Source organism: Mesorhizobium sp. M0618, from assembly GCF_040320765.1.
GTDB lineage: Bacteria > Pseudomonadota > Alphaproteobacteria > Rhizobiales > Rhizobiaceae > Mesorhizobium.
Genome location: NZ_JAMYQH010000004.1, coordinates 251,897 through 276,540 on the forward strand (window position 1 = coordinate 251,897; position 24,644 = coordinate 276,540).

A 24,644-nucleotide genomic window follows, 5' to 3' on the forward strand; every position below is an offset into this window, starting at 1 on the left:
TTCAGGTGACCCTTGGCGACAGCATTCTCCGATCCGATCTGGCGCAAGCCACAGGCAGCTTCCACGTTTCAATCGCTTCCCAATGGCGAACGTGTCGATCTCGCCATTGTTGGCGGTGGCATCATGGGCTTATCGACCGCCTTGCATGCCGCCCGGCTTGGCCTGTCGGTGCAGGTGCTGGACGCCGGCGAGATCGGCCAGGGCGCATCAGGCTTGAATGGCGGTCAGGTCATTCCCGGCCTGAAATACGATCCGGAATGGCTGCTGGAGCATTTTGGCCCTGAGCGCGGCGAGGCGCTTGTCAATTTCGCGGCGTCGACCGCCGATGCGGTGTTCGAGCTGATCCGCGACGAGAAGCTGGCGGTGCCGTTCGTTCGCAATGGCTGGATCCAGGCGGCGCACACCGAGGCCGCGCTGAAGGCGGCGGGAAACCGTGACCGGCAATGGCGGGCACGGGGCGCGGATGTCCAGTTGCTGAACGCAGCGGAGATCGCGGCCAAGACCGGTGCGCAGGGCTATCTCGGCGGCTGGCTCGATCGCCGCGCCGGTGTCATGGATCCGCTCGCTTACACATCTGAACTCGCCCGTGTCGCGACCGCGGCTGGCGTGAGGATAGCCGAGCGCGAAAAGGTCGTGCGGCTCTCCAAGACCGGCGGTGTTTGGCGTATCTCGACCGAAAATGGCCTGGAATTGCAGGCAAAGGCGGTCGTTCTGGCGACCAACGCCCATACGGACGGTCTGATCCCCGGCCTTGCGCAGACGATCGTGCCGCTGCATTCTTTTCAGATCGCCACAGCACCGCTGTCGTCCGGTCAGGCGGCCCCGATCCTGCCGGAAGGGCAGGCGGTGTCGGACTCCAGGCGCATCCTCGTCTACTACCGCAAGAGCGCCGACGGCCGGCTGGTGCTTGGCGGGCGGGGTCGCATGGCGCTGCCGACGAGCGCCAGCGACTGGGCGCATCTCGAGCGGGCGCTGCGGCGGCTCTATCCCATGCTGTCCGGCATCGCCATCGAGAAGCGCTGGTTCGGCCGCGTGGCGATGACGCCGGACCATCTGCCGCACATCCACGAGCCGGAGCAGGGCCTGCTCGCCGTGGTCGGCTGCCAGGGTCGTGGTGTCGGCCTGATGACCGCTCTTGGCGAGCGCATCGCCGGCTATCTCCAAAGTGGCGACGCCAGGCATTTGCCCTTCCCGGTCTCGCCGATCCGACCGATCCCGTTTCACGCCTTCCGCCAAGTCGGCGTCGCCGCGACCATCGCCTGGTACCGGCTGCTCGATGCGTTGGAGCGCTGACCAAAGCAATTCCTGTCAATGGGTTTCCGTTTGGGATTCCGCTTGACAGTTTCATGGATATGAAAAACTCTAAGCCAATTTCAAATTCCGATAGGCAGGTCGATGTCGACCCTAGTTGCAACATCAGCGCCAGAGGCCCGGTCTTCTGAGGGCTTCCGGGTCGCCATGCTGTTGCCGGGCGCTCTGGTCACTTTCCTGCTGATCCTGTTTGCCCTCGGCCTCGTGCTTTTCCTCGCCTTCCGCAACAATGACGGTTCGCTGCTCGGTGCCGGTTTCAGCTTGGCGAACTTCGCAACCGTGGTGTCCGATCCGCTGTACTGGACGGTGACGCTGCGTTCGCTGATCATTGCCGCTCTGGTCACGCTGGCGACCGTCGTCACTGCCTATCCCGTCGCCTACTATCTTGCCTTCCACGCCGGCCGGCGGCGCGGCCTGCTGCTGTTTCTGGTGACGCTGCCATTCTGGACCAGCTATCTCCTGCGCGTCTTCGCCTGGAAGATCGTGCTCGCCTACAATGGCGTTTTGAACTCGGCGCTGATCGAAAGCGGAATCTGGTCCGAGCCGACATTGGCCTTTCTCAACACGCCGGCCGCCGTCGTCGTCACGCTGGCGCACGCCTACGCGCCTTTCGCCATCCTGCCGATCTACGTGGCGCTGGACACCATCCCGAAATCGCTGATCGAGGCCGCTTCCGATCTCGGCGCGCGGCCCTTCACCTCTTTCCGCCGTGTCGTGCTGCCCAATTCGATGCCGGGCGTGCTGGCGGCAGCCCTTGTCGTCTTCGTGCCGACGGTCGGTGACTATGTCACGCCGGCGCTCGTCGGCGGCCCGGCCAGCACCATGATCGGCACGCTGATCCAGGCGCAATTCGGCAAGGCCAACGATTGGCCGTTTGGCGCCGCACTCTCCGTCGCCGTCATGCTGGTCATCCTGTGCGTGGTGCTGGTCGCGCGTTTCGCCGACCGCAGATTTGGCAGCCGCACATGAGCGCTGCACGCACGCAGGGAGGCGGCCGCTGGCTCGGCGTCTACGTCGTCGCCTATCTGGTCTTTCTCTATCTGCCGGTGCTGCTGATCCCGCTGTTTTCCTTCAACAACTCGATCCAGGCAGCGTTTCCGCTGCAAGGCTTCACCTTGCAATGGTACGCGACTTTGTTCGGCAATTCGGCGCTGACCGGTGCACTCCTGAACAGCCTCGTCATCGGCGCCATTGCCGCCACGGGTGCGACGCTGTGCGGCATCACCGTATCCTACATGGACCTCTACGGCCGCTCGCCGCTGGCCGCCACCATCAGCGCCATCGCCCGGCTGCCAATCCTGATCCCCGGCGTCATCGTCGGCATATCGCTGCTGATCCTCATCAATCTCATTGGTCTGGGGCCATCGCGCATCGCCATCGTTCTCGGTCACATATTGGTGGCGCTGCCGACGACCGTGGTGATCATGCGCAGCCGCTTCGCCGCCATCCCGAAAACCATTCGCGAGGCGGCGCTCGATCTCGGCGCCTCCGACTGGACGACGTTCCGGCGGATCATGCTGCCGCTCAGCCTGCCGGCCATCGTTTCGGCCTTCATGCTGGCCTTCCTGATCTCCTTCGACGAATTCATTGTCGTCTTCTTCCTGGCCGGCACCGAGCCGACGCTGCCGCTCTACATCTGGAGCCAGCTGCGTTTTCCAAAGTCGCTGCCGACGGTGATGGCGCTGGGCACGTCGATCCTGGCTGTGTCCTTCATCATCGCTGCAGCGGCTGAAATCCTGCGCCATCGCGGCTTGTCCGCCACGGCGCCAAAGCCCGCGGATCCGTCACAACCAAAACAAACCAAGAGAGGAGAACTGCAATGGCATTCGACCTGAAATCGATCTCTGCAAAGACTGTTTGCGCTGGATTGACGGCGTTCGCGCTGGCGCTGTCGTCGACCGTCGCTTTCGCCGGCGACAAGCTGCAATATTTCACCTGGTCGGGCTATGAACTGCCCGACTTCAACAAGAGCTTCCTCGCCGCGCACCCCGACGGCGTCGAGGCCTCGATCTTCGGTGACGACGATGACGCCTTCACCAAGGTCAAGGCCGGCTTCCGCCCCGACATCGCGCATCCCTGTTATGACAAGGTGGCGCGCTGGAACAAGGAAGGCCTGCTGCAGCCGATCGACACCAAGCGGATCAAGAACTGGGACTCGATCTTCCCGGTGTTCAAGAACCTGCCCGACCTGCAGGCCGGCGACGGCAAGGTCTGGATGGTGCCATGGGACTGGGGCAACACCTCGATCCTCTACCGCACCGACCTGGTGAAGAACCCGGAAGCGAGCTGGAACCTTTTGTGGGACAAGCAGTATGCCGGTCGCATGGCGACGATCGACGCGGTGCACGACACGCCGGTCGTTGCCGCACTGCTGGCCGGCGTTAATCCGTTCGACATGACGCCGGAGCAAATGGATAAGGTGGCCGAGAAGCTGCGCGAGCAGCGCCCGCTGCTCTCCAATTACACCACCGACATGACCTCCGTCGAACAGGCGCTGGCCAGCGGCCAATTGGTCGCCGCCATGACCTGGAACGCGTCGGCCACCTCGCTGAAGAAGCAGGGCGTGCCGGTCGAGTTCATGAAGCCGAAGGAGGGCATGCTGACCTGGGCCTGCGGCTTCGTCATGCTCAAGGACGCCAAGAATGTCGACCTCGCCTATGACTTCATCAACAGCCGGCTGGAAGCCGACTCCGGCAAATACCTGATCGAGGCCTATGGCTATGGCAGTTCGCTGAGCTCCGCTTTTGCCACCGTGCCGAAGGAGGAACTGGAGAAATTGCAGCTGCCATCCGACCCGGAAGTGATGCTGAAGACCACCATCTTCACCGGACCGATGAAACAGAATGACGACCTCGCCAAGATGTTCGAAAAGGTCAAGGCAGGCGGCTGAACCCTAGAGCACCGCGCGGCGTCAGCCACGCGGTGTCACCCGAGACACTGCAAACGAGGTCGGGAATTGATGGACATACTGGACGAAGCTGCTGAGAAGCCGAAGGACGATGCCGATGTGCGGGTCGGCCGGCGCGTGCGGGCGCTGCGGCTGGAGCGCAACCTGTCGCTGGCCGATCTTGCGGCAAAAGCCGGCGTGTCGATCGGTGCATTGAGCCAGATCGAGCGCGGCATGTCCTCGCTGCGCGTCAAGGTGATCTGGCCGCTCGCCGCCGCCCTCGACATCGAGCCGTCGGCGCTGATCGCCGACGGCAACGATGCCGTCAACGATCTCTATTGCGTGCGTGCCGACAAGCGGCGGCAAATCCCGGTCAAATCGGAAGGCATTGCCAAGGCGCTGCTGTCACCGCCGGGCGCGACGCTGACCGGCATGCTGGTGACGGTGGAAGCCAGCGGCGGCACGGCCGAGGCCTATGCCCATGCCGGTCATGAATTCGGCTTCGTGCTGGCCGGCGAGGTCGAACTGGTGGTGGATTCGACAAATTACGTGCTGAAGGCCGGCGACAGTTTTGCGTTCAAGAGCACGCTTTTGCATGCCTTCCGCAATCCGGGCGCCGAGCGCTGCCAGATCCTCTGGGTCAACACCACGAAGCCGTCCGAGGTTCGCGATGGCGCTTAATCTACTTGTGCGGCTGCAGGCGGTTTCGAAGATTTTTCCTGGGGGCGTCGTCGGGCTCGACGCCGTCGATCTCGACATTGTCGGCGGCGAGTTCATCACGCTGCTCGGGCCGTCGGGTTGCGGCAAGACCACCAGCCTGCGCGTCATCGCCGGCTTCGAAAGCCCGACGACCGGCAAGGTGTTGCTCGATGGTCGCGATATCACGGCCCTTCGGCCTTTCGACCGACCGGTCAACACCGTGTTCCAGGATTACGCGCTGTTTCCGCACATGAATGTCGCCGAAAATGTCGGCTTCGGCCTGTCGCTGCGCAAACTGTCTGGAGTCGAGCAGGCAAAGCGCACCGGCGAAGCCCTCGACATGGTCGGCCTCGCGGACAAGCTTCGCGCCCGCGTCTCCGAACTGTCGGGCGGCCAGCGCCAGCGCGTCGCACTCGCCCGCGCCATCGTCTGCGAGCCACGCGTGCTGCTGCTCGACGAGCCGCTGTCGGCGCTCGATGCGCATCTGCGCGAGCAGATGCAGGTCGAACTGAAGCGGCTGCAGTCGCGGCTCGGCACCACCTTCGTCATGGTTACCCACGACCAGACCGAAGCCTTGTCGATCTCCGACCGCATCGTCGTCATGAACAAGGGCCGCATCGAGCAGATCGCGCCGCCGGCCACCCTCTACGATCGGCCCGCCACGAAGTTTGTGGCAAGCTTCATCGGCACCATGAATCTCCTGCAATCACGGTTTATCGGCCGCGATGGCGATCGCTTGCGTTTCGCCGCCGGCACCCTGCCGCTGGAGGCTATTTGTGAAACCGGCCAGTCACCCAGCGAAGGTGAGGTGCGGACGATTGGCGTGCGCCCGGAGGATTTGCTGGCGATGACCGAGGCGGCGCCTGGCACTGCACCGGCGCGCGTCAACAGCATCGTCTTTCACGGCCGCACGCTGCGCCTGCATGCCGAACTCGGGCAGGGCGCACCTGTTGTCATCGATGCACCGCGCCAGGGCGAAGGTTTTCAATTCAGCGCCGGCGACGTGGCGCATATCAGCCTGCGCCGTGGTGCCAACTGCCCGGTGCTACCAGGTTAGTTTCATTGGTATCTAAAAACGGAGCACACGTCGCACGTTCGGCGGCTACAAGCAGTCGGGCGATGATCGCGAATATGCCGATTGGGCTATCCACGATTTCCTCGAGGTCGAGGGCGTAGGCTTCCAGTCCAACTCAGCAGGGGCTTCTTCGACCGTTGAACTCGCGGGCGCGGATCCGGAAAGCCCCAACGCTCGCTTCATTTCGCTTGCTATGTTCCCTTTTTGTTCTAAAGTCTCCGACTTGGCGGAGATGGGTGGCGCAAAAAGAGGAAGGACATGAACGAACTGCCCACATTCAACACAGCCGAAAACGGTCAAACATCTTTCAATTGGCATGAGCGGAGCAGGCGTCGTCGCACTGATCGGTTGTTCTTCTGTCACCTGATGGAAGGCGCCATCGCCGACCCTATCGCTTTACAAGCAACCACTTGGCGGCAGGAACTCGGGCTGAAAGGGAAAATAGTTGCCAATCACATCTCGCTTGTTGGACTCGGCGACCATGACGGATTGCCGGAGGGGTTGGTAGAACTCGCTCACCACATAGGCTCGATGATTGTCGCAAAACCATTCGACGTTTCTTTTGATCGTTTGTGCGCTTTTGGCGGTGGCGCGCTTGTTTTACGCAACAGCGACGGCAATCCTTCGCTGCAAGAATTCTGGCGAAACCTCACAGCGGTGATTTCGGATAGCCCGTTAAAGCTCTTTCTCACAAAATCCATTGAACCGCATGTCACGCTGCTTCGTGACAAAGTGGGAGTGCCCAAAATTCGCGAAAGGGCGATTGACCGCATCAGTTGGACAGTGCGGGATTTTGCGCTCGTCCAGAGCTTCATCCAGGAAGGTCGGTACGAGGTGCCTTACCGTTGGCAATTGACGGGCCAGGACGATGCCCGGCCCGCGATGTAGACGCCCCAAATCATCGTCATATGTCCGCGGGACCATCATGCTGACATGGCTTGTCAGCTACGACGTGGCCCGACGATGGCAGGGCAGCAAGCTGTTCCCTACTTGCAGTGCGTCTGAACAGGAGGAACACAATTGACTATCGCGGAAATTGCCAAGGATTTCACCGAACTGCTCAAGCAGGGCGATAACGAAGCTGCTGCCGAGAAGTACAACGCCGATGACATCGTCAGTCTCGAAGCCATGGCGGGGCCGATGGCCATCTCCCATGGCAAGGAGGCTCTCAAGCAGAAGGGCCAATGGTGGCAGGAGAACAATGAAGTGCATGGCGGCTCGGTCGAGGGCCCCTACGTCAACGGAGACCAGTTCGCGGTGCGCTTCAAGTTCGACATAACGCCCAAGGCTACCGGCGAGCGTGTCACCATGGATGAAGTTGGCCTCTACACGGTCAAAAACGGCAAGATCACCGAAGAGCGCTTCTATTATTGAGGCCGTGAAATACCATCGGCTTGCGGGAGCTCGGTCTCGTCGCTGAAGGTTGAAAATAAGCATGGCGGCCGGGACGATGTCCCAGGCCGCCATGTGAGAGGCTCAAATGGTCTTCACGTACTGCGCAAGCTGATCGGCCACCGTGCCCCAGCCATCGAAGAAACCCATCTCTTCATGGTTGTTGCGGGTCGCCTCGTCGCGATGGATGGCGGTGGCGGTGTAGCGCGTGCCCTTGCCGTCCGGCTGCAAGGAAATGACAGCGGTGATGAAGGGTTCCCCTGACGGCCGGTAACCCGGCAACAATGCATCCGTCCACACCAGTCGCTCGTTCGGCACAATTTCGAGATAGCAGCAATGGCGGTCGTTGACCTCATTGCCGTCGGGCGACTGCATGCGCGTCCGGAACAGACCGCCCGGCCTGAGGTCGATCTCGCAGTCGGTGATCATCCAAGGCCTAGGCGTGAACCATTGCTTGACATGCTCAGGCGTCGTCAAGGCGCGCCACAGCAATTCGCGCGGCGCATCGATGACGCGCTCCAGCACGAGGTCCAGCCTGGGATCCGGCTTGAGGGGATAGATCATTTTTCTGTCTCCTGGAGGGTCATCACATAGGCGTCGAACTGGTCGAGGCGGCGCTCCCACAGCGTGCGCTGTTCGGCCAGCCAGTTTTCGGCAAGCTTCAGCGGCTCGGGTGCCAGTTGATAGGTCCTGACCCGGCCGGTCTTTTGCGAGCGCACCAGCCCGCAACCTTCGAGGATTTTGAGATGTTCGATGAAGGAGGGCAGGGCCATGTCGAACGGTTGGGCAAGCTCGCTGACCGAGGCAGGGCTGCGGTTCAGCCGCTCCACCACGCGTCGCCGCGTCGGATCGGACAGTGCGCGAAAGATGCCGTCGATCGGTGGACGGCTCGGAGTTGTGGTCTGAAGGCTTGTCATTGGTTGGTCCTGAGGCGCTGTCAAAACACTTAGGAAAATTCCTTAGCGTTAGCAAGAGCAAAACCGAAGGCATGCCGGGGAGCGCTGGCAAAGCGCGCAGAGCGTCCTTAATCTGCGGTCAGATTCGAAATCGGAAGGGCCGCTGTTTTGACGATCATCATCTACGGCATCACCACCTGCGACACCGTCAAGAAGGCGCGCGTCTGGCTGGAGGGCCATGATGTTTCCTACCGTTTTCACGATTTCAGGGCAGAGGGGCTGGACGCCAAGCGTCTTGACGGCTGGGTTGGCAAGGTCGGCTGGGAAAAGCTGCTCAACAAGGCGAGTACGACGTTTCGCGAACTGGCGGAAAAGGACAAGCAGGGCCTGGATGAAAAGAAGGCCAAGGCGTTGATGCTGGCCAAGCCGACCGTGATCAAGCGGCCGGTGCTGGAGGTCGGTGATCGGATTCTGGTGGGGTTCAAGGCTGATGTTTATCAGGCGGCGGTGAAGTAGCGTAGCGAGAAGGCGACGCTGCCAATCTCCCCCCTTGCGGGGGATGGCCGGCAGGCCAGAGGGGGGTGTGAAGGATCGCCACCCTTTGACTGTTCGTCTCAGAATTTGGCCGGTGATTGGCTGACAGGTCGGCGGGACAGCACCCCCCTCTGCCCTGCCGGGCATCTCCCCCGCAAGGGGGGAGATTGGCCAATCGCCGACCTTACAGATTGTGGGCGCCCTTCAATCCGTCTTTCTGAGAAATGCCGCCAGCGCCACCGCATTGTTGTGCTTCTCATCATGCGCGCCGTAGAGCAGTGTCACCTTGCCGTGGCGAAGCAGGCCGCGCAATTCACCCACCGCATCTTCATTCCCGTCCAACTCAACTCGGTACTGCTTCTGAAACTCAGCCCAGCGCGCCGCCTCATGGCCGAACCATTTGCGCAGATCGTCGCTCGGCGCGATGTCCTTCAGCCACAGCGCCAGCGCGGCGTCCTCCTTGCTGACGCCGCGTGGCCAGATTCGGTCGACCAGAACCCGTTGCCCGTCATCGGGCGCGGGTGGCTCGTAGATACGCTTGACCGCTAGGTCGAAGGCCATCGGACCCTCCGTAAGCGGGTCAGGCCCACTCGCCCTTGCGCATGACGGGCACGCGGGCGCCGTCCTTGTGAACGCCATCGATGTCGATCTTGTCCGAGCCGATCATCCAGTCGATGTGGATTAAACTCTTGTTGCCGCCGCGCGCCGCGATCTCGTCCTGGCTGAGCGAGGCGCCGTCGACGAAGCACTTCGAATAGCACTGGCCGAGCGCGATGTGGCAGGCGGCGTTCTCATCGAACAGCGTGTTGAAGAACAACAGCCCGCTCGCCGAGATCGGCGAGGAATGCGGCACCAGCGCCACCTCGCCGAGGCGGCGCGCGCCCTCGTCTGTGTCGAGTACCTTCTTCAGCACGTCCTCGCCCTTCGAGGCCTTGGCCTCGACGATCCTGCCTTCTTCGAAACGCACCGAGATGTCGTCGATCAGCGTGCCCTGGTAGGACAGCGGCTTGGTCGAGGAAACATGACCCTCGACCCGCCTTGCGTGCGGCGTGGTGAAGACCTCCTCGGTCGGGATGTTGGGGTTGCAGGTGATGCCGTTCTTGGCGGTCGAGGCGCCGCCCATCCATTCATGGCCGTCTGCCAGTCCAACCGTCAGGTCGGTGCCGGGTCCGGTAAAGTGCAGCGCATGGAAATTATGGCCGTTGAGCCATTCGGTGCGGCTGCGAAGGGCTGCGTTGTGCGCTTTCCAGTTGCCGATCGGGTCCTCAACATCGACCCGCGACGCGGCGAAGATGGCATCGGCGAGCTTCACGACCGCAACATCGTCGGCATCGCCGGGGAAGACCTGCCTGGCCCAGGCGAGGTCCGGATAGGCGACGATGTTCCAGTTGATGTCGAAGCCGGTGATCTTTTCCAGCGCCGGCTGGTAGGCCATCGAATTCGCCTTGTTGGCGCGCGCCACTTTCGCCGGGTCCTGTGCCGACAACAGCGACGGATCCTCGCCGCGCACGGCAAGCCGCGCCGCATTGTTGGCAAAGGCTTTCGCCATGCCCTCATAAAGCCAGCCGGCGGCGCGGTCGAAGCTCGCGTCGGCGCCGAAACGGTAGCGGGCCAGCGTCATCTCGTCATCGTTGAAGATCGGCGTCACCAGCCCGGCGCCGGCCTTGTAGGCATGCTCGACGATCCGCCTGGTCAACGGCAGTGCCGCGATCGATGAGGTCAGCACCAGATCCTGTCCTGGCTGCAATTGCAGCCCGACCTTGATGGCGACTTCCGCCAGCCTGTCGAGCTTCACCGGGTCGATCGATGCGGAAACGCCGCGCGAATGTGTGGTCATGATCCTGCCTGTCGTAGTTTGATGTCCGACCTACCATAGAGCGGCGGCGCGGTGCTTTCCACCGCGATCGCGCCGGCGGGTGCTGGGTTTGCGGACCCGAACCGCGCCATGGTTGCCTCGATCTCTTCCCTGATCCAGAGCTTGAAATCCCGGACCTTGCGGCTTTCCGCCTTGACGGACGAGGTCACCAGCCAATAGCCGAGCCCGCTCTGGGCGCGGATTCCGAACGGCGCCACCAGCCGCCCATCGGCCAGCGCATCGGCGGCGAGCAATTGCCAGCCCAGCATCACGCCGTGGCCGGCGATTGCCGATTCCAGGCACAGCATCGGGTCTGTGAAACGCGCGCCCTTCAGGAAGGTGACGGGTGGAACGCCGGCTGTCTCGAACCAGCTTTCCCAGTTGATCATCGCTCGCTCGTCGGTGATCGCGCAGGTCTGGGCAAGGTCCTCGATCGACTTCAGTTTTTGGGCGATCGCCGGCGCGCAGACCGGGAAGACTTCCTGCGCCAAGAGCAGTTCCGCCCGCCCGCCAGGCCATTTGCCGTCGCCAAGCCGGATGGCGATGTCGATGTCCGAGTGATCGAGATTGGCCAGCCGCACCGAAGCGTCGATGCGCAGCAGCACGTTGGGATGCCGGTCGAAGTGGCGAGATAGCCTGGGCAACAGCCACTTCGAGGCAAAGGCCGGCGCCACCGAAACCACCAATGTGCATTGCGTCGCCTCGTCGGCCAGCGCCACGGCCTGTGAAAGCTCACGAAATCCAGCACCAAGGCGGGCCGCGAAGACGGCGCCGAATTCGGTCAGCACCAGACCGCTCGCCGTTCGCTCGAACAGCGCCTGGCCGAGCTGTTTTTCGGTACGGCTGATCTGTTGGCTGACGGCGCTGACGGAAACGTTGAGCTCACCGGCCGCCGCCGCCAGCGATCCGAGACGGGCAACGGTTTCGACGGCGCGGAGGCCGTTGAGATGGACGCGGTTGAGCATGGCCATTGAGTTTTTCTAAACTGATCCGGCTGAAATCTCAATTGAAAGGCATGTCGAAACGGCAGATTTTCTCGGGAGAGACAGATCTGTGGAGCCGGAAATGCTGAGGATATTGTCGTCATCGCTAAAGGTCTTTTTCGCTGCGACTACTTCGCATGAGCCGCGCCAGGACAGCGAAACGCAGAGATGGCTGATCGATCCGCTTTCGCATCCGGTGCTGAACACCATGTCGGAGCGCGAACTGGGCGATGTGCCGTTCAGGCTGACGGCACGGCGGACAGTGCACGAGACGGTTCCACTATGCGGCGGCGGTCGCTGCTGAGCAGGTGCCAAGCGTTCCGGCTCGAGGAAAGTCGAGGCGAGCACGTCCCGCGTACGCACTGGCCCAACAGATGGCGATTGTTTCAGCGATCCCTGCACTTATTGTGCAGTGCAATGACATCAGCCACCTCGACAGCGCTGCGTTTCGCTCTCGCCGGCATGATTGCCATGGCGATTGCCATGGGCATCGGCCGTTTCGTCTACACGCCGATCCTGCCCGGGATGATGCAGGAACTGCATCTGTCGCCTGCCGATGCCGGCTGGATCGCGTCGGCCAATTATCTCGGCTACCTCGTCGGCGCGTTGGCAGCGGCGGGCGGCTGGGCGCATGGGCGCGAGCGCCTGCTGATGCTGGCGGGGCTTGGCGCCAGTGCGGTCCTTGCCGCGCTGATGGGGCTGACCGAAGCGATGGCGGCCTTTCTCGCCATCCGCTTTCTGGCCGGTCTGGCCAGCGCCTTCGTCATGGTGTTCATGGCCAGCATCGTGTTCAGCCATATCGCGGCTGCCGGCCGCAACGACCTGCAGGCCTGGCATTTCGGCGGCGTCGGGCTCGGCATAGCGGCATCGGCGGCGATGATGGCGGTGCTGGTCGCCGAGCATTCGGGCTGGGCGGCAGGCTGGCTGTGGTCGGCGACGATTTCGGCCTGTGGTTTCGTCCTCGTCACTCTGTTGGTCAATGAGGGTCCGCTCGGCAACGGCGAAGTCACCCGCGAGCCGGCACTGCGGATGGACCGGTCGTTGGTCAAGGTCATCATCGCCTACGGCCTGTTCGGCTTTGGCTATGTGGTGACGGCGACATTCCTGGTCGCCATCGTTCGGCAAGGCGGCGGCAGCCGCATCTTCGAGGCCATGGTGTGGATGGTCGCCGGTCTTGCGGGCTTTCCCTCCGTCTGGCTCTGGCAGAAGATCGCGGCCCGGACCGGCCTCTATGCCGCCTATGCGCTGGCGTGCTTCATCGAAGTTGCCGGCGTCACCGCCAGCGTCGCCATCGGCGGAGCCACCGGGCCGCTGCTTGCCGGCGTGCTGCTCGGCGGCACCTTCATTGCCATCACCGCATTTGGCCTGCAAGCCGCCCGGCAGCAGGCGCCAGAGGCGCCGCGGCGGATCTTTGCCCTGATGACGGCTGCGTTCGGCCTTGGCCAGATCATCGGTCCGGTCGCAGCCGGATTTCTGGCGCAAATGTCCGGCGATTTCTTCCTCGCCTCGATCACCGCCGCAACCATGCTGGTCGTCTCCGGCGCCATCACATGGTCGGCTGCGCCAAAATCGCCATGATTGTGGGCTTGCTGTGCCGGGCATCGGGCACGGGCATTTTCTTTCCCACTAATGTGTGACTTTATGCCCGCTGTCGTCAGCTGATTTGCGCCTAGATCGAGGAATTCGCCACAGTGTTCGTATCCTTTTTCCCGCAGCCGAAGCTCTTTTTCACTTCGGCCGCCGTCTGGAGCCTTGCGGCGATCCTGTTCTGGTTCTTCGGTGGTGAACAATTGGGTGCGGTTTTCGGATTGCCGCCCGCCGCGGCCGGCGCGCCGCCCCTCATCGGCATCGCCATCCTCGTATCGAAGCCGTTCCTCTGGTTCTATCTCTATTTCGCGTTCTGCGTGCTCGTCTTCTATGCATTCTGGAGTTGGTATTCGCCGCATCCATGGCAGCGCTGGTCGATCCTGATGACCGCGGTCATTCTGTTCTTCATCTATTTCAATGTGCAGGTCAGTGTCGCCGTCAACGCCTGGTATGGGCCTTTCTTCGACTATGTGCAGGGCCTGATGTCGGGGACTGGAAAGTCTACCAACAGCGAATTTTATATCGGATTGGCCGATTTTTCGTGGCTGGCGCTGGTCGGCATGAATGTGCAGGTGGTCAATGCCTTCATCGTCAGTCACTGGATCTTCCGTTGGCGCACGGCGATGAACAACTACTTCGTCGAGAACTGGGGCAGGCTGCGCCATATCGAGGGTGCCTCGCAGCGTATCCAGGAAGACACGATGCGGTTCTCGCAGATCATGGAAGATCTCGGCTCCAGCTTCGTCCAGTCGATCATGACGTTGATCGCATTCCTGCCGGTCATGATCCAGTTGCAGGCCCATATCACCGAGTTGCCGATTATCGGCGCGATCCCGCAGCCATTGGTTGTCGCGGCCCTTGCCTGGTGTCTGTTCGGGACGATCTCGGTCATGGTTGCCGGTCTGAAGCTTCCAGGGCTGCAGTTCCGCAACCAGCGTGTCGAAGCCGCCTACCGCAAGGAACTCGTCTACGGCGAGGATCATGCGGACCGGGCCCAGCCGGCCACCACCGCCGAGCTGTTCGAGAATGTTCGTCACAATTATTTCAGGCTCTATTTTCACTACATCTATTTCAACGTCGTCCGTTACACCTACCTGCAGGCCGACAACATTTTCTCGCTGCTGATCCTCGGTCCCTCGCTGGTGGCGCACAAGATAACGTTCGGCGCGCTGAATCAGATTTCGAACGCGTTCGGCAAGGTGACCGGTTCGCTGCAATTTCTGCTCACCTCCTGGTCGACCATCGTCGAGTTGCAATCGGTCCACAAGCGCCTGCGCGCCTTCGAGGCGACGCTCCAAGGCGAGCCGCTGCCTGAAATCGACCAGCGCTATCTGGCAAGGCAGGGCGCCGAGGACCCAGCCTAAAGACCGAGTTGGAAATCGAACCGGGTTGGCGGCTCAGCCGCCGACCGAGACCTGCCTTTGGCCAGCATCCTGGCGCGAAACATAGTCGCGAAAACTGATGCATTCGACATCCGCCTTGACGCAGACGTCGCCGGCAAAGCGCTCCAGCGCGTTCCAGTAGGCGCCGTCATTCATCAGCGCGAAGTGGAAGCCGAGTTCCAGCGGAATGCGTTTTCCCGCATACTGCCTGTCGAAGGCGGCGCGGAAGGCAGCATAGGTCCGGTTGGCGAACTCGCCCGCTTGGCTTGGCCGCTCGAAGCCGCCGGAATGCCTGACATAGAGATTGTAGTCCATGGCAATCACCGGCCGCGACTTCGGTCCTTCGGGAATCTGAGGCAGGGAAAAGTGCATGATGCCGTTGCTGGCCGTCGGTCGGGCAGGGCCTTGCGAGACGCCGCTGGCATCGAATTGATATCCGGCCGCCGGCAGCGCTTCGTAAAGCGCCTTGCTGGTCGACAGGTACGGCGCGCGAAAGCCGACCACCGCATGCCGCGCGAAATCGCGCCAGCCCTGTGGTTCGGGTGCAATGCCGTTGATCGCATAGGCGTTTTCGAGAATGTGCTCGAACGAACTGAACTCTTTCAGCCAGTCCGCCTTGCTCCAGTCCTTGCCGTCGAAATGGCCGCAGCCATGGTTGGCGATGTCGTGGCCTTCATGCGCGGCAAGGCCGATCTGTTCGAGCCGCTCGGTGACTTCCTGCTTGGAGGCGGCAAAGCCGATGTTGGATTTGCCGGCGCTTTTGCCGGGTGCGGTGTACTCCTTGCGCGTCTCCGTCGACAGCAGGAAGACGCAGGACAGAAAATAGGTGAAATGCGCGCCGGTGCGCTCAGCCAATGCCCGGCTGCGTTTCCATTGCGAAATATCGCGGGCGCTGTCGAATGAGATGATGACGACCTGTTTCGGCTTTGCCGGCACCGGCGGATCGGCCAAAGCCCCGCCACCAGTGGTGAGCGCGGCAAGCGAAAACGCAACAACGCGGAACGGACGAAGCATAGGCAATCTGATCTTCACTCGGGGAACGTCTGCAAGCCGGCTATCGCCTAAATGTGGCGTGGGTGCGATGAGCCTTTTCGGCTGCTTGTCCGGGGCAAACATCCGTTTGCCCCGGACAATAGGCGATTTTCCGGTTGAACCCCTTCCATGCCGGCAAAATTTCGCTAAAACGCGGGCTGACAAAGGCCCGACGGGGCAGGAATGGTTTGATTTGATGTCCGACGACAGTTTCATCCGTGAAGTCAACGACGAGATCCGTCGCGAACAGGCGCAGGCGCTGTGGGACCGTTTTGGCCCCGCTCTGATTGTCGTTGCGATCCTCGTGGTGCTCGGCACCGCCGCCTTCGTCGGCTACCGCTATTGGGACGAGACGCGCGCCAACCGCTCGGGCGATGCGTTCTCGCAGGCGCTGAAGCTCGCCAATGACGGCAAGAACGATGAGGCGCTGACCGCGCTCGATCAGTTGGAGAAGGATGGCTACGGCGCTTATCCATTGCTCGCCCGCATGCGCGGCGCGACCGTCAAGGCGAACAAGGGTGACGTCCCCGCCGCCGTCAAGGATTTCGACGAAGTCGCCGCCGATACGGCCATTCCCCAGGGCATTCGCGACATGGCGCGCCTGCGGGCAGCACTGCTGCTTGTCGACCACGGCTCCTTTGCCGACGTCTCCAGCCGTGTCGAAGCGCTCACATCCGACACCAACACGCTGCGCCACACGGCGCGCGAGGCACTCGGCCTTTCCGCCTGGAAGGAAGGCAAGACGCAGGATGCGCTGAAACTGTTCGACCAGATCGCCGCCGATGACGGCGCCCCGCGCAACACCCGCGAGCGCGCAACATTGATGTCCGAGCTGATCCGCGGGTCGGGCAGTGCGTCGTGACCTTCAAAGTCGCCATCATCGGCAGACCTAACGTCGGCAAATCGACTCTTTTCAATCGGCTGGTGGGAAGGAAGCTGGCGCTCGTCGACGACACGCCGGGCGTCACCCGCGACCGTCGCGTCCATGCCGCCAAGCTCTACGACCTGCATTTCGATGTCATCGACACCGCCGGCTTCGAGGACGCTGGCGCCTCGACCTTGCCCGGCCGCATGCGTGCGCAGACCGAGATCGCCATCCGCGAAGCCGACCTGATCTTCTTCACCATCGACGCCAAGTCCGGCCTGTTGCCTGACGACAGGACCTTCGCCGAGATCGTGCGCAAGTCCGGCAAGCCGGTCGTGCTGGTCGCCAACAAGGCCGAGGCGAAGGGCGCCCAGGGCGGCATGCTGGAAGCCTGGGAGCTCGGCCTTGGCGAGCCGATCCCGGTTTCGGCCGAGCATGGCCAGGGTATGCCCGATTTGCGCGACGCCGTGATCGGCGCGCTCGGCGAAGCGCGCGCCTTCGGCGAAGAAGAAGATGGCGAAGACGAAGACGTCGCTGCCGGCGAGGTGCTGATCGGCGAGGATATCGCCGATCCGGATGCCGAGCACGCCTATGACGACACCAAACCGATGCGCATTGCCGTCGTCGGCCGCCCCAATGCCGGCAAGTCGACGCTGATCAACGCGCTGATCGGTGAAGAGCGGCTGCTCACCGGACCGGAAGCCGGCATCACCCGTGATTCGATCTCGGTCGATTGGGATTGGCATGGCCGCCGCCTGAAACTGTTCGACACGGCCGGCATGCGCCGCAAGGCCAGGATCCACGAAAAGCTGGAAGTGATGTCGGTGCAGGACGGTCTGCGCGCCATCCGGTTTGCCGAGATCGTCATCATCGTCCTCGACGCCACCATCCCCTTCGAGAAGCAGGATCTGCAGATCGCCGACCTGATCATCAGGGAAGGCCGGGCGCCGGTGATCGCCTTCAACAAATGGGATCTGATCGACCATCCCCAGGAGCTTCTGGCCGAACTGCGCGAGAAGACGGAACGGCTTCTTCCCCAGGCGCGCGGCATGCAGGCCGTACCCGTCTCGGCCGAGACCGGGCGCGGCCTCGACAAGCTGATGGATGCCGTCATCAAGACCCACAAGGTGTGGAACAGCCGCGTCTCGACCGGCAAGCTCAACCGCTGGCTGGAGGGCATCCTGGCGCATCATCCGCCGCCTGCTGTTGCCGGGCGCCGGCTGAAGGTCAAGTACGTCACCCAGGCCAAGACCCGTCCGCCGGGCTTCGTCGTCCAGTGCTCGCGGCCCGACGCGATGCCGCAATCCTATGTCCGCTACCTCTCCAACAGCCTGCGCGAAGCCTTCGACATGCCCGGCGTGCCGATCCGCATTGCGCTGCGCACGTCGGACAACCCGTTCGCCGGCAGGTCAAACAAGAAACGCAACTGATCGTCGGCGCCCACCTGGCGCTTCATGATCACGCCACGTTGCGCAGGCCGTTGTCGCTGACCCGCGCATTTTCGGGCAGCGCTTGCCGTGCGGCGTCCAGCAGGATATCGCCGAGGCGGGCCGCCACCGGCTCCGCCTCGGCGTCCTTGCGATGCAGGAACAACGCCATCTTGGGCAGGGCGGGCAATCCGGCGATCTCCGGCGTCATTGCGCTGACGCTGGCCGGCAGGCCGATGTCGGTGCGGATCGTCAGCCCCAGCCCCGCAGCAACCGCGGCCCAGATGCCGCCAAGGCTTGGGCTGGAAAAGGCCATCCGCCACGACAGGCCGGCACGGTCGAGCGTTTCAGTTGCAACCGTACGCAAAAGGCATGGCGCCTCGAGCGCCACCAGCGGCAGTGGCTCACCGTGGCGCAGGCTGGTCTCGATGCGCTTTGCCGGCCCGATCCAACGCATCGGCACATCGGCGACATGCTGGCTGTAGGGCAGCGTTTCGCCGCAGTGCCAGGCGAGCGCGATGTCGAGACTGCCTGACATGACCCTTTCGGCAAGGTCGTGGCTGCGTGCGATCCTGGCTTCGATCTTGACCTTGGGGTGCGCCCGGGCAAATCGGCCGAGCACGTCCGGCAGCACCGCCTCGCCGAAATCTTCCTGCAAGCCGAGCCGTACCCAGCCTTCCAACTCGACATCATGGATGGCGGATGCCGCCTCGTCATTCAATTCGATCAGCCGGCGCGCATAGCCGAGCATAGTCTCGCCGGCCTCGGTCAAAGCGAGGCCGCGTCCTGATTTGCGGAAGATCGGCGTCGCTGCCTGTTCTTCCAGTTTCTTCAATTGCGCGCTGACCGCCGACGTCGACCGGCCAAGCCGGTCAGCGGCCTTGGCAAAGCTACCCAGTTCCATACCGGTGACGAAACTGCGCAGGACGTCGAGGTCGAAAGTTACGCGTCGCATGTGTGAAGTCCCGATTTTCAGGATTGTATGTCAAAAACTTCCTGATTTTCAGGATGAAATTATGGCGGTAGGGACAGATCGTCAAGGCGGGACCACTGGCCAGCACGGGAAATGAAGTCATGTCCGCCATTGTCAATTGCGCCGACCGGCAGCCGTCAGAACTCCTGGAAGATACGGCAGCCGGTTCCGCCGAAAGGGTATTCAAGCCCGGCCATCGCTGGAAGGTTCTGGGCATCGGCGTCGCCGCCAATGCCGCCTTCTCGGCTACGTTCTCCGGCATCCCGGCGACGGCGGTCGTTCTTCGCCAGGGCTATCACCTGGGCAATGCCGAGCTCGGCCTGGCGCTCGGCCTTCTCGGGCTGGGGGTCGCGCTCAGCGAACTGCCCTGGGGCCTGCTCACCGATCGCTGGGGCGATCGCCGCGTGCTCCTGATCGGGCTCGGCGCGACGGCGGTGTGGCTCCTGGTCATGGCGATGCTGGTTGTGCCGACAAAGGCCGGTACTCCCGGCGTCACGCTGCTCGCCGCGAGCCTGCTCATCACCGGACTGCTCGGCGGCAGCGTCAACGGTTCGAGCGGCCGCGCCATCATGGGCTGGTTCCGGGAAAACGAGCGCGGCTTTGCAATGAGCATCAGGCAGACGGCGGTGCCGCTCGGCGGCGGCCTTGGGGCCCTCATACTGCCCTCGCTTGCTCTGGCTTTCGGCTTTGGCGCGGTGTTCGGGGTGCTGGCGGGTGCATCCGCTCTGTCTGCCCTGTTCGCCTGGCGCTGGCTGCACGAGCCGCCGACGGCGGGCAAGGATCATCTCGCTGCGGCTTCTGTGGCCGGACCGGCGCCGCTGCGCAATCGCGATGTTTGGCGTATCGCGACCGCCATCGGCCTGCTCTGCTTTCCGCAGGTGGCCGTGCTCACCTTCGCCTCCGTGTTCCTGCACGATTTCGTTGGATTGGGAACGGCGGCGATCAGCGCGAGCCTCGCCGCCGTTCAGATCGGCGCCATGGTCATGCGCATCTGGAGCGGCCGCTTCACCGACTGTCACGGCAACCGCCGCCAATTTCTTCGCTTGTGCAGCGCGTTCAGCGCCCTTGCCTTCGCCATGCTTTGGCTGCTGGTCCTGTTCGGCCCAACCGTTCCGGGCGGCCAGCTCATCTGCTTGGCGGTCCTTCCAGTCGTGCTTATTGTCGCAGGCATCTCCGTCTCCGCCTGGCACGGCGTCGCCTACACCGAGCTTGCCACCCTTGCCGGGGCCAGCCATGTCGGGACCGCGCTCAGCCTTGCCAACACCTTTGTTTTTGTCGGCTTCTTTCTGGTGCCGGTGGCCATTCCGGGGCTCTTGCACCTCTGGTCCTGGTCCGGCGTCTGGCTGGCGGCCGCCATCTGCGCGCTGATCGCCCGGCCGATCTTCCTGCGTCCGGCCTGAATAGTCGGCCGCAAAATCGCCTGACTTCGCAACCACGACCTCGGGCCGACCGGGAAAACCCGATCGAAGCCGTTAACGTCCCATCAAGGTTAATGCATCATTTTGCTCTCCAGTGGGGTCAGTCGCGTTCCTGGAGAGTGTTCCGTGCATCGACGTGTGTTGAAGCGGCTGGTTGCCGCCGCCGGTGAGAGAAAACGTGGCTTTCTGGCTCCGCTCGTCATCGGTTTCGGCATCTGGATCGGCTTTCCGACGGTCGCCGCCTATCAGGACATGACGAGCCTGGTTTCCGGCCTCGAAGCATCGAGCACGCGCTGGAATTCCTATGTCGAGAAATCCGTCGCCGGCTCGACCCATGCGGCCGAGATGCCCTTTGCCGATTCTGATGTCACCGGCTCCATCTCCGGATCGGGTGTCCACCTGGCCGGTGTCGGCAACGTGTCGTTTCGCGGCAAGGGCGGCAAAGTCAGCGGCACGCCCGATGAGGACCGCGTCGTGCGCGCCGAGAAGAAAGGGCGCATCGTCCAGATGTCTCCCGTCGCACCGCCGAAGAACTTCAACGCCGGCTCGATCTTCGAGCGCACCTCCTCCTTGCTGCGGCCCAGCATGGACAGCGGCCTGAAAATGGCTTTCGCCAAGCCGCAGATCAAAGGCAAGGAAATCCAGATCGCCGCGGCATTCCATGCGCGCGAGGACAAGAAGCCGGATCCCGGCGTGCCGGCCATGCTGGCAGCGCTGGTCAACAACGACCATCCGGACGTGCTGGCCACCGCCTACGCGCAGTCCGAGCCTGATTATGCCAAGGCATCGCCCTTCGAAGCCCTGCTTCAGGACGAGCAGCCCAATGAGGGCCGCTTCATTCCGCCGATGGCCAAGGGCGATCATTCGTGGATCCAGAACCCGCTGCCCGCCAGTGTCTTCTCCCAAAAGGAGCAGGCATGCCTTGCCAACGGCATCTATTTCGAGGCGAGGAGCGAATCCGTGCGCGGCCAGGCCGCTGTCGCCCAGGTCATCCTCAACCGCGTCCGCAATCCGACCTATCCGAATTCGATCTGCGGCGTCGTCTACCAGAACGACAGCTGGTTCAACCGCTGCCAGTTCTCCTTCGCCTGCGACGGCAGGAAGAAGCGCATCGATAGCCCAGCCGCCTACAAGACCGCCCAGGAGATCGCCATGGCCGTCACTGCCGGCAAGATCTTCATCCCGGAGGTCGGATCGTCGACCCACTACTATGCCCAATATGTCCATCCCGGCTGGGCGCGCACAATGCAGAAGATGACCAAGATCGGCCTGCATATCTTCTATCGGACCTATGGCGGCGGCTGGAGCTGAGTGCAGAGCAGCCGCTGATCTTTGATGTGGCGCGCAGCCTATCGAAGAGCCATTGCGCAGGGGATTCGCGCCATGCATCCTCGTCATCATGGCGGGCACGATGTCGCACCTTTCTAATTGATTGATTTTATTGCCTAAAATACATGGCAATGAACTTCCGCCCGTGGCTTGACGGGCGCAAACCCTCTAACTATGTTGCCGGCGACTTTAGAAGCGGACGGACGGTGACGGTCTGACCGGGCAGGGGGGTTGCGATGGCCGACAAGAATGGGCCAGACGGAACCGGAAAAACCGGCCGCGGCAATCAGCATGAACCCGATATCCGCGACGACGATCTTGAGCGCCGCCGCCGTGACCTTGAAGCTTCGCTTGCGACAAGGCGGCCGGGCCGGCTCGAGGGGAAAGACGACGCGAAAGCGGGCAGTGTGGCCGGTTATGGTCAGGCGCTCAAACTCTCCAGCGAGTTTATCGCCGGGGTGGTGGTGGGTGCCGGCATCGGCTGGATCATCGACCGTCTGGCGGGGACATCGCCATGGGGTCTGATCGTGTTTCTGCTGCTTGGTTTTGGCGCCGGAGTGCTCAATGTGATGCGTTCCGCCGGCGTTGTGGCAGAATTTGGACAGGGCGATAAATCGCGCCGTGACCAAGACGACAAGAAATGACCGCGCTTCATGTGCGGTAATGGTAACGAGGCCGTACGCGGCATTGACGGGGTTTGAACGTGGCAGCTGACAAGGTCGATCCGATCCACCAGTTCCATATCAACAAGCTGATTCCGATCGACATCGGCGGCTATGACCTGTCTTTCACCAATTCGGCGCTGTTCATGGTCGCAACCGTGATCGTCGCGGCTGGATTCCTGTTTCTCACGACGTCGAGCCGCAGCCTGGTTCCCGGGCGGCTTCAGTCGGTCTCCGAGATGGCCTACGAGTTCGTCGGCAACATGTTGCGCGATGCCGCCGGCACGCAAGGCATGAAGTTCTTCCCTCTCGTGTTCTCGCTGTTCATGTTCGTGCTCGTCGCCAATCTGCTTGGCCTGTTCCCGTATTTCTTCACCGTCACCAGTCACATCATCGTCACCTTCGGCCTTGCCGTGCTGGTGATCGCAACCGTGGTCGTCTACGGCTTCATGAAGCATGGTTTTGGCTTCCTGAAACTGTTCGTGCCGCATGGCGTGCCGGTCTTCCTGCTGCCACTGGTGGTGCTGATCGAAGTGATCTCCTTCGTGTCGCGCCCGGTCAGCCTCTCGGTTCGTCTGTTCGCCAACATGCTCGCCGGCCACATCACGCTGAAGGTGTTCTCCGGCTTCGTGGTCAGCCTGAGCGCGCTCGGCGCGGTCGGCGTCGCCGGCTCTATCCTGCCTCTGGCGATGGCGGTGGCGCTGACGGCACTGGAACTGCTGGTCGCCTTCCTGCAGGCCTACGTCTTTGCCGTGTTGACCTGCATGTATCTCAACGACGCCCTGCACCCCGGGCATTAGGTCCAAAAGTTTCCGGCCCAGGAATTTCCAACATTGGCGCCGGATGGAATCGCAACGGAATTTTAGATCCAAAGGAGTTGAACAAATGGACGCAGAAGCAGCAAAGTACATCGGCGCCGGCATCGCTTGCCTGGGCATGGGTGGCGCGGGCATTGGCCTCGGCAACATCTTCGGCAGCTACCTGGCGGGCGCTCTGCGCAACCCGTCGGCTGCCGATGGCCAGTTCGGCCGCCTGATCTTCGGCTTCGCCGTGACCGAAGCTCTGGGCATCTTCTCGCTTCTCATCGCGCTTCTGGCCCTGTTCGGCTGAGCACTCGGGAAGATTGGACAGGCCGGCCGCGCAAGCGGCGGGCCTGAATTTCGGGGATAGTCCATGTTCGTGACATCTGCCTTTGCGCAAGAGTCCGCGCCATCAGCCGATACCAGCCACGCTGCGACGGAAGGCGAGACGCATTCCGGCACCAGCGTGCCTGCTGAAGCGCATGGCACGTTTCCGCCATTCGATCCGGCGACGTTCCCGTCGCAGCTTCTGTGGCTGGCGATCACCTTCGGGCTGTTCTATCTCTTCCTGAAGCGGGTGGTGATGCCACGCGTCGGCGGCATCATCGATGTCCGCAACGATCGCATCACGCAGGACCTCGACCAGGCGGCCAAGTTGAAGGGCGAGGCCGACGCTGCCGTTGCTGCCTACGAGCAGGAACTGGCGGAAGCCAAGACCAAGGCCAACGCGATCGGCCAGCAGGCCAACGACGCGGCCAAGGCCGAGGCCGACACCGCTCGCAAGAAGGTCGAGGCCGCGCTCGACGCCAAGCTTGGCGAAGCCGAGGCTCGCATTTCTTCCATCAAGGCCAATGCCATGAAGGAAGTCGGCAGCATCGCCGAGGACACCGCTTCGGCGATCGTCGAAGCCTTGGTTGGCGGCAAGGCCAGCAAGGCCGAGATCGCGGCCGCGGTCAAATCCGTGGCCCGGTGAGGAGCGCATCATGGACGCCACATCTCTCGCAACGCTCTGGGCCACGGTTGCCCTGGTCATCTTCCTGGGCATTGCCGTCTACATCAAGGTGCCTCGCCTGATCGCCAAGGCGCTCGACGCCCGCGCCGAAAGGATCAGCAACGAACTCGACGAAGCGCGCCGGCTGCGCGAGGAAGCCCAGCAACTGCTTGGCCAGTATCAGCGCAAGCGCAAGGAAGCCGAGCAGGAGGCCGCCGACATCGTCGCCGCCGCCAAGCGCGAAGCCGATATGCTTGCCGCCGAAGCGCACAAGAAGACCGAGGACTATGTTGTCAGGCGCACCGCGCTTGCCGAGCAGAAGATCGGCCAAGCCGAGCGTGACGCCATCAGCGAAGTCCGCGCCAGCGCCGTCGATATCGCCGTCGAGGCAGCGCGCGCGCTGCTTGCCGGCAAGATCGACGCCAAGGCCGGTGCCGATCTGTTCAAGGCTTCGCTTGCGGACGTGAAGTCGAAGCTGAACTGAGCCCTCACAGCCCTCATACAATTAAAGCCGCCCGGGCAACCTGGCGGCTTTTTTGCTTGGAG

At 62.6% G+C, this 24,644-nt stretch carries 28 protein-coding genes; 21 read left to right on the forward strand and 7 right to left on the reverse strand.

Going from position 1 to position 24,644, the window contains the following annotated elements; translation table 11 throughout:
• Positions 1-12 precede the first annotated feature (12 nt).
• The 8 genes from NKJ04_RS06965 to NKJ04_RS07000 all read left to right on the forward strand — a co-directional run bounded on the left by NKJ04_RS06965 (position 13) and on the right by NKJ04_RS07000 (position 7,346).
• Complete coding sequence (locus NKJ04_RS06965; RefSeq protein WP_352674076.1) at positions 13-1,293, forward strand: NAD(P)/FAD-dependent oxidoreductase; 1,281 nt, start codon at positions 13-15, stop codon at positions 1,291-1,293.
• Between the two features lie 102 nt (positions 1,294-1,395).
• Positions 1,396-2,280, forward strand: a complete 885-nt coding sequence (locus tag NKJ04_RS06970) for an ABC transporter permease (protein ID WP_352674078.1) — start codon at positions 1,396-1,398, stop codon at positions 2,278-2,280.
• Complete coding sequence (locus tag NKJ04_RS06975; protein WP_352674079.1) at positions 2,277-3,146, forward strand: ABC transporter permease; 870 nt, start codon at positions 2,277-2,279, stop codon at positions 3,144-3,146. Before NKJ04_RS06970 ends, NKJ04_RS06975 begins: the two co-directional genes overlap by 4 nt.
• Positions 3,131-4,201, forward strand: coding sequence for an ABC transporter substrate-binding protein (locus NKJ04_RS06980; protein ID WP_023808698.1), 1,071 nt, complete (start codon positions 3,131-3,133; stop codon positions 4,199-4,201). The genes NKJ04_RS06975 and NKJ04_RS06980 overlap by 16 nt, the downstream gene beginning before the upstream one ends.
• Positions 4,202-4,270: 69 nt before the next feature.
• Positions 4,271-4,879: a cupin domain-containing protein gene (locus NKJ04_RS06985; RefSeq protein WP_352674081.1), complete on the forward strand. Its 609-nt coding sequence runs from the start codon at positions 4,271-4,273 to the stop codon at positions 4,877-4,879.
• Positions 4,869-5,954, forward strand: coding sequence for an ABC transporter ATP-binding protein (locus tag NKJ04_RS06990; RefSeq protein WP_352674082.1), 1,086 nt, complete (start codon positions 4,869-4,871; stop codon positions 5,952-5,954). The genes NKJ04_RS06985 and NKJ04_RS06990 overlap by 11 nt, the downstream gene beginning before the upstream one ends.
• A gap of 276 nt (positions 5,955-6,230) precedes the next feature.
• Positions 6,231-6,860: a 2'-5' RNA ligase family protein gene (locus tag NKJ04_RS06995; protein ID WP_352674083.1), complete on the forward strand. Its 630-nt coding sequence runs from the start codon at positions 6,231-6,233 to the stop codon at positions 6,858-6,860.
• Between the two features lie 132 nt (positions 6,861-6,992).
• The gene (locus tag NKJ04_RS07000) at positions 6,993-7,346 is read left to right on the forward strand and encodes a nuclear transport factor 2 family protein (protein ID WP_127270215.1); all 354 of its coding nucleotides are present in this window, start codon (positions 6,993-6,995) and stop codon (positions 7,344-7,346) included.
• 102 nt (positions 7,347-7,448) lie between these two features.
• Here NKJ04_RS07000 and NKJ04_RS07005 read toward each other — a convergent pair whose 3' ends face one another.
• Positions 7,449-7,928, reverse strand: a complete 480-nt coding sequence (locus NKJ04_RS07005; RefSeq protein ID WP_352550902.1) for an SRPBCC family protein — start codon at positions 7,926-7,928, stop codon at positions 7,449-7,451.
• Positions 7,925-8,281 carry an ArsR/SmtB family transcription factor gene (locus tag NKJ04_RS07010; protein ID WP_023808692.1) on the reverse strand — a complete coding sequence of 119 codons (357 nt, stop codon included), beginning with the start codon at positions 8,279-8,281 and terminating at the stop codon, positions 7,925-7,927. Before NKJ04_RS07010 ends, NKJ04_RS07005 begins: the two co-directional genes overlap by 4 nt.
• 147 nt (positions 8,282-8,428) lie before the next feature.
• On the opposite strand from NKJ04_RS07010, the gene NKJ04_RS07015 reads away from it, so the two are divergent.
• Positions 8,429-8,776: an ArsC family reductase gene (locus NKJ04_RS07015; RefSeq protein WP_023808691.1), complete on the forward strand. Its 348-nt coding sequence runs from the start codon at positions 8,429-8,431 to the stop codon at positions 8,774-8,776.
• 222 nt (positions 8,777-8,998) lie between these two features.
• On the opposite strand, the gene NKJ04_RS07020 is transcribed toward NKJ04_RS07015, so the two are convergent.
• The 3 genes from NKJ04_RS07020 to NKJ04_RS07030 are packed head-to-tail and all read right to left on the reverse strand — an operon-like array spanning position 8,999 to position 11,620.
• Positions 8,999-9,355, reverse strand: coding sequence for a DUF488 domain-containing protein (locus NKJ04_RS07020; RefSeq protein WP_128302461.1), 357 nt, complete (start codon positions 9,353-9,355; stop codon positions 8,999-9,001).
• Between the two features lie 19 nt (positions 9,356-9,374).
• Positions 9,375-10,631, reverse strand: coding sequence for an aminopeptidase (locus NKJ04_RS07025; RefSeq protein WP_023808689.1), 1,257 nt, complete (start codon positions 10,629-10,631; stop codon positions 9,375-9,377).
• A complete protein-coding gene (locus tag NKJ04_RS07030) occupies positions 10,628-11,620 on the reverse strand; it encodes a LysR substrate-binding domain-containing protein (RefSeq protein ID WP_023808688.1) in 993 nt (330 codons plus the stop codon). The genes NKJ04_RS07025 and NKJ04_RS07030 overlap by 4 nt, the downstream gene beginning before the upstream one ends.
• Positions 11,621-11,714: 94 nt before the next feature.
• Between NKJ04_RS07030 and NKJ04_RS07035 the strand changes: the two genes are divergently transcribed.
• The 3 genes from NKJ04_RS07035 to sbmA all read left to right on the forward strand — a co-directional run bounded on the left by NKJ04_RS07035 (position 11,715) and on the right by sbmA (position 14,583).
• A complete protein-coding gene (locus NKJ04_RS07035; RefSeq protein ID WP_352674085.1) occupies positions 11,715-11,936 on the forward strand; it encodes a hypothetical protein in 222 nt (73 codons plus the stop codon).
• 113 nt (positions 11,937-12,049) lie between these two features.
• Positions 12,050-13,210 carry a YbfB/YjiJ family MFS transporter gene (locus NKJ04_RS07040; protein WP_023808686.1) on the forward strand — a complete coding sequence of 387 codons (1,161 nt, stop codon included), beginning with the start codon at positions 12,050-12,052 and terminating at the stop codon, positions 13,208-13,210.
• Positions 13,211-13,323: 113 nt separating this feature from the next.
• A complete protein-coding gene (gene sbmA, locus NKJ04_RS07045; RefSeq protein WP_023808685.1) occupies positions 13,324-14,583 on the forward strand; it encodes a peptide antibiotic transporter SbmA in 1,260 nt (419 codons plus the stop codon).
• Positions 14,584-14,616: 33 nt separating this feature from the next.
• Here sbmA and NKJ04_RS07050 read toward each other — a convergent pair whose 3' ends face one another.
• Complete coding sequence (locus NKJ04_RS07050) at positions 14,617-15,615, reverse strand: polysaccharide deacetylase family protein (protein ID WP_352674118.1); 999 nt, start codon at positions 15,613-15,615, stop codon at positions 14,617-14,619.
• 214 nt (positions 15,616-15,829) lie between these two features.
• Here NKJ04_RS07050 and NKJ04_RS07055 point away from each other — a divergent pair, with 214 nt between their 5' ends.
• Positions 15,830-16,495, forward strand: a complete 666-nt coding sequence (locus tag NKJ04_RS07055) for a tetratricopeptide repeat protein (protein WP_023808683.1) — start codon at positions 15,830-15,832, stop codon at positions 16,493-16,495.
• The gene (der, locus tag NKJ04_RS07060) at positions 16,492-17,928 is read left to right on the forward strand and encodes a ribosome biogenesis GTPase Der (RefSeq protein ID WP_352609401.1); all 1,437 of its coding nucleotides are present in this window, start codon (positions 16,492-16,494) and stop codon (positions 17,926-17,928) included. The genes NKJ04_RS07055 and der overlap by 4 nt, the downstream gene beginning before the upstream one ends.
• Positions 17,929-17,956: 28 nt before the next feature.
• Here the strand turns inward: der and NKJ04_RS07065 are convergent, their stop codons facing one another.
• Positions 17,957-18,880, reverse strand: coding sequence for a LysR substrate-binding domain-containing protein (locus tag NKJ04_RS07065; RefSeq protein WP_352440007.1), 924 nt, complete (start codon positions 18,878-18,880; stop codon positions 17,957-17,959).
• A gap of 119 nt (positions 18,881-18,999) precedes the next feature.
• On the opposite strand from NKJ04_RS07065, the gene NKJ04_RS07070 reads away from it, so the two are divergent.
• The 7 genes from NKJ04_RS07070 (at position 19,000) to NKJ04_RS07100 (ending at position 24,582) form a co-directional block, all read left to right on the forward strand.
• A complete protein-coding gene (locus NKJ04_RS07070) occupies positions 19,000-20,298 on the forward strand; it encodes an MFS transporter (RefSeq protein WP_352674086.1) in 1,299 nt (432 codons plus the stop codon).
• Between the two features lie 144 nt (positions 20,299-20,442).
• Positions 20,443-21,627: a cell wall hydrolase gene (locus NKJ04_RS07075; RefSeq protein WP_023808679.1), complete on the forward strand. Its 1,185-nt coding sequence runs from the start codon at positions 20,443-20,445 to the stop codon at positions 21,625-21,627.
• A gap of 254 nt (positions 21,628-21,881) precedes the next feature.
• The gene (locus NKJ04_RS07080) at positions 21,882-22,289 is read left to right on the forward strand and encodes an AtpZ/AtpI family protein (RefSeq protein WP_023808678.1); all 408 of its coding nucleotides are present in this window, start codon (positions 21,882-21,884) and stop codon (positions 22,287-22,289) included.
• A 59-nt stretch (positions 22,290-22,348) separates the two neighbouring features.
• Positions 22,349-23,107, forward strand: coding sequence for a F0F1 ATP synthase subunit A (locus NKJ04_RS07085; protein WP_023808677.1), 759 nt, complete (start codon positions 22,349-22,351; stop codon positions 23,105-23,107).
• Between the two features lie 85 nt (positions 23,108-23,192).
• Positions 23,193-23,417, forward strand: coding sequence for a F0F1 ATP synthase subunit C (locus tag NKJ04_RS07090; RefSeq protein WP_006206606.1), 225 nt, complete (start codon positions 23,193-23,195; stop codon positions 23,415-23,417).
• Positions 23,418-23,480: 63 nt separating this feature from the next.
• Positions 23,481-24,080 carry a F0F1 ATP synthase subunit B gene (locus NKJ04_RS07095; protein ID WP_127290956.1) on the forward strand — a complete coding sequence of 200 codons (600 nt, stop codon included), beginning with the start codon at positions 23,481-23,483 and terminating at the stop codon, positions 24,078-24,080.
• A 10-nt stretch (positions 24,081-24,090) separates the two neighbouring features.
• Entirely contained in the window at positions 24,091-24,582 is a 492-nt protein-coding gene (locus NKJ04_RS07100) for a F0F1 ATP synthase subunit B (RefSeq protein ID WP_352674088.1), read from the forward strand.
• Positions 24,583-24,644: the final 62 nt, after the last annotated feature.